Annotated in this window: 3 protein-coding genes and 1 pseudogene; all 4 read right to left on the reverse strand. The window is 39.5% G+C overall.

What is annotated here, in order from left to right; genetic code table 11:
* Window positions 1-470 (reverse strand): CZB domain-containing protein (locus WA010_RS00050; protein ID WP_422555138.1); only part of this gene is annotated, 470 nt, incomplete at its 3' end.
* Window positions 447-680 (reverse strand): annotated as a pseudogene (locus tag WA010_RS00055) (methyl-accepting chemotaxis protein); the annotation flags it as partial. The pseudogene WA010_RS00055 and the gene WA010_RS00050, both read right to left, overlap by 24 nt.
* 718 nt (window positions 681-1,398) lie before the next feature.
* Window positions 1,399-1,887 carry a PAS domain-containing protein gene (locus WA010_RS00060; protein ID WP_422555136.1) on the reverse strand — a complete coding sequence of 163 codons (489 nt, stop codon included), beginning with the start codon at window positions 1,885-1,887 and terminating at the stop codon, window positions 1,399-1,401.
* 131 nt (window positions 1,888-2,018) lie between these two features.
* The coding region (locus WA010_RS00065) for a putative bifunctional diguanylate cyclase/phosphodiesterase (RefSeq protein ID WP_422555137.1) at window positions 2,019-3,906 on the reverse strand (1,888 nt) is incomplete at its 5' end.

Here is a 3,906-nt window from a genome sequence, read left to right on the forward strand (position 1 = left end):
ACATACATCCGATCCATAATCTCAAATAATTCAAGACTTGCTTTTTCCATATTTTTGAAATTTTGGATTATCTCATCAGCATGGTGAATGAGACAATCTTTTTTATTATTATTAAATATCGCATAAGTTGCAAGCGCACTTTCATGTACCACTTCATGCGGACGATCAAATGCTTTATACGACGGTGCATTTCCAAAAAGCTCATGTGATTTTTCACTCTCATACCATTTCCCCAAACGGCATTGATGATGGTTTGGAATATCTTTTATATCGATTCTACCCGAATTACTGAGAGTCTGATAGAGGTTCCCTTTGAAAATGATATGATCCATTTTTCCTAATCCAAGAAACGTCGAGATTTCAACGTCTTTGGCATCAATAGCGGTGTTTTGAGCATCTCGATTAAACTGGTGCAATGTTTCTCTAAAGGTATCGATAACACTGCTCGATTCATTCGCGATATAGTTCATTTTTTCTGCATTCCCCTGTATCTCACTGGCATCTTGTTGGAGAGTTTGGATAGAGATACCGATCTCACTGGTCGCTTTTTGGGTTCGTTCTGCAAGTTTACGCACTTCATCAGCAACGACGGCAAAACCGCGTCCGTGCTCACCGGCGTGCGCCGCTTCGATAGCGGCATTAAGCGCGAGGAGATTGGTTTGATCGGCGATATCTTTTATCAAACATAAAACCGAATTAATATCAGTGGTTTTTTCCTTTAACGTATTAATCGAATCAGTAGAGATTTGTACCAGTTCGATCAATACACTCAGTCTTTCATTGATCGTATCCAACTCTTCTACCGATTGTGCCGAATGGTGAGCAGTTTGGGTACTAAGTTCAACGATATTACTCAAACGTTTCACATTTTCGGCAGTGTCGTTTTGCATCTGTACATAGGCATTGGTCCCCTGACCGATTTCGGTCATTTGGGCAATCAGTTTTGCACGTTCACCAACGAAATAACTAACCTCCATCGCGGCTATCCCTTTGTTAATCAACTCGCAGTTATAGCCGAATGACCCTGACAACCCTTTTGGAATGACATGACGATAGAATTGGTTTTGAGACGCTTTACCGATACCGGCACTGATTTCACGCATAAAGATCTCCAACTGATCGAGGAGGTTGTTGACACTGTTGGATAGATCTTTGATTTCGGCATGATCGACTATACGAACCATACGGCTCTCCAAATGTCCTTCTTTAGCTTGATTGATCACGCGACTAATACTGCGAATGCTCTCTTTTGCATGTTTAATGTTCATCAAAACGAGCCAAACCAATCCGAAATTGGCTAACACAAGTATCTGAACCCAATGAAAACCGATCGTCATGATCTCAATTCCCATAATAATAACAAACAAGATAAGAGAAGCAATATTCGCGTATTGTGCCTTAGAAAGATAAGATAAATTCGTCATAACTGACTCCTTCTGATTCCAGTAACGTTGTAAGTATTTTTTGTGATGCAGTGACTCCACCGCTGATTTCAGCCGCATGAAGTTTTTGGTAGAGAGGCTTAATAGTTTCTAATGCTTTTGGTGTCGGTTTACGACGCACAGAATGGTATCCTATGATGTTTCCCTGTTCATCAAGCGATGGGGTTACATGGGCAAATACCCAATAATAATCATTCCCTTTGGTTTTGTTTTTTACATAAGCAAAAATCTCATTTTTGGATTGGATAGCATCCCACAACGCTTTAAAAATAACCTTTGGCATCTCAGGATGACGGAGGATATTATGAGGGGCATCGATAAGCTCTCCTTCGCTAAAACCGGACATAGCGATAAACAGCTCATTTCCATAAGTAATTTTACCCTTTAGATCGGTTTTGGATACGATGAACAGTCGTTCATCGAAGGTAATTTCATTGTTAGCCATACTGTGTACTCCATAATTCATTTTGGACTAATAGTTACATGATTTTGGTCACTTTTTGGTCACATAATGAAAAGAAATGTTAAAAGAACTATAAAACTTTCTAATAAAAACTATACTGGTTTATTTATGATTTAAAATATATCAATATAATTTTCAAACGCTAATGCTTCCATCGGCTTAGCGAAATAATATCCTTGTACCTCATCGCAACCCAAAAGTTCTAAAATAGAGAGTATCTCTTGGCTCTCTACACCTTCTGCTATCGTCTTTAGATTGAGATTCTTTGCCATCTGGATAATCGTTTTAACAATAATCGCATCTTCATGATCTTGGATAATATCACGAACAAAAGATTGATCTATTTTGAGTTTATCCACAGCAAAACGTTTCAGATAGGCTAAAGAAGAGTAGCCGGTACCGAAATCATCGATAGAGAGCTGAACTCCAAGAGCCTTTAAATTACGGACAGTTTGGAGAGTTTTTTCGGTATCGTGTATCAAAATCGATTCCGTTAGTTCGAGTTCAAAATATTTTGGGTTGATACCTGTATCATAAAGTACCTCTTTTATGATTTTTTCAAGATTACCCCGTTTGAATTGTACAGAGGAGATGTTAACTGCTACAGAGATATTAAGACCTTTGGCATGCCAACGCTCAGCTTGCAAACATGCTCTAGTGATAACCCATTCACCTATAGGGACGATAAGCCCTGAACTCTCAGCAATAGGGATGAAATTCATCGGTGAGATAAGTCCTAGTTGAGGATGGTTCCATCTGATTAACGCTTCAGCTCCAATAACCTGTTGGGTCGAAAGATCGATTTGAGGTTGGTAGTGGAGAATGAATTCACCCTGATTGAGTGCGGATTTGATATCATTTTGGAGTTTGAATTGACCGATAATGTAATGATTAAGCTGTTGAGAGTAAAAACTGTAACTGTTTTTACCATTATTTTTAGCCTGATACATTGCCATATCGGCATTTTTTAGGAGCGAATCATAGTTGTCCCCATGATCAGGATAAATCGCTACACCTATCGATGCACTCGATGTCAGAAGATGATCTTTAACATCAACAGCGTATTCAAATATATCCAATATCTTACGTGATATTTTTTTTATTTCTTGGAGCGATACAACATTAGGTACCAATACTAAAAACTCATCTCCCCCCTGACGACAAAGGGTATCTTTCTCTTCTAGAGATTCCCGAATCCGTTCAGCCACGATTCTAAGAACACAATCACCGATAGTATGTCCCAAGGTATCATTAATCGCTTTAAATCCATCCAAATCGATATAGAGCAATGCCACCATCGTCTTATTATCTTTAGCTTTTTGGATAGCATTTTCAGCAAGTTTTTTGGCAAAAAAACGATTCGGTAAACCGATGAGAGGATCGTGATGAGCCAAATGCTCTATTTTTTTCTCTGTCGCTTTACGTTCGGTGATATCACTACCGATAGCTAACGCTCCATATATCATACCGTTGGTATCTAACTCAGGGATAAATCGGACAAGATGGATTTGCGTATCGCTGCCATGATGCATGGTAGTAGTGAGTTCCATCTCATCTCTCTCGCCGGTTTCGATGGTATGCTTTAATTTAGTTTGATACATCATTGCTTGCGTATCATCCTCTAAAAAATGGGCTTCCATAGGAGTTTTACCCATAAGCATGTTAACCGCATCTTTGCCGCCGATCCGTTCTATTGCCGGAGATACATAGATTGCTTGACACTCACGGTCATAGCGCAAAATATTATCGGGTAGACTCTCGACGAGGGTGCGGAATTGTTTTTCACGAATAACTAATTCCTCTTGCATTTGATAAAAATCACTTTTATCGATACATATCCCGTACCATAAAGTCATCCCATCACTCTGTGTCTGAGGTTTCGCGTTGATCTCCATCCATATTTGACCCCGTACCGGGTGGGTGATGCGAAGAACGACGTTTAGCGGAAAAAGGGTCATCAGGGATTGATGTAACGCGTGTTGATAGTGCTCAAAATCATCA

Origin of the sequence: Sulfuricurvum sp. (assembly GCF_049305995.1) — a bacterium.
In the GTDB taxonomy this organism is placed as follows: Bacteria; Campylobacterota; Campylobacteria; order Campylobacterales; family Sulfurimonadaceae; genus Sulfuricurvum.